Source organism: Methylobacterium sp. J-030 (assembly GCF_022829545.1).
Lineage (GTDB): Bacteria > Pseudomonadota > Alphaproteobacteria > Rhizobiales > Beijerinckiaceae > Methylobacterium.
The window spans coordinates 1-519 of record NZ_JAKSYM010000339.1; the positions used below are offsets into that span (position 1 = coordinate 1).

A 519-nucleotide genomic window follows, 5' to 3' on the forward strand; every position below is an offset into this window, starting at 1 on the left:
CATCGCATCGGCCAGGGCCTCGATCACGCCGAGGCTGTCGATGCGCCGCGCCACCGTCAAGGCGAGGCACGCCCGGCTGGGCTCATCGATCAGCGTCAGGATGCGCAGGCTCCGGCCGTCGTGCGTCTGAGCCTGCACGAAGTCGAAGCTTCAGACGTGATTGCGGTGGAGCGGTCGTAGCCGTTTGCCCGAGCCATCGTTCAGCCAGAGTCGGCTGCGGGGTCTCTGTCGGCTAGGGACCTTCAGCCCCGCGCGACGCCAGATGCCCTCATCCTGAGGTTCTCGAAGGATGAACCCGGTCCTTGCCCACTTGCCACCCCGCTGCCTGCAGCAGCGCGGTGACGCGGCGGTAGCCGTAGCGTCCGTACTCGGACGCCAGGGCGACGATGGCCCGGGTCAGCCCATCCTCGTCCGCCAGCACGGTCGGCACATAGCGCTGCGTGCCCCGATGCTGGCCGACGATCCGGCAGGCGTGACGGTCCGAGAGGCCGTACTTCTCTCGGATCCCGTCCACCGCCT

1 pseudogene is annotated in these 519 nt (G+C 68.6%); it reads right to left on the reverse strand.

From position 1 onward, the window contains the following. Positions 1-519: pseudogene (locus MKK75_RS26100) on the reverse strand (IS3 family transposase); the annotation flags it as partial.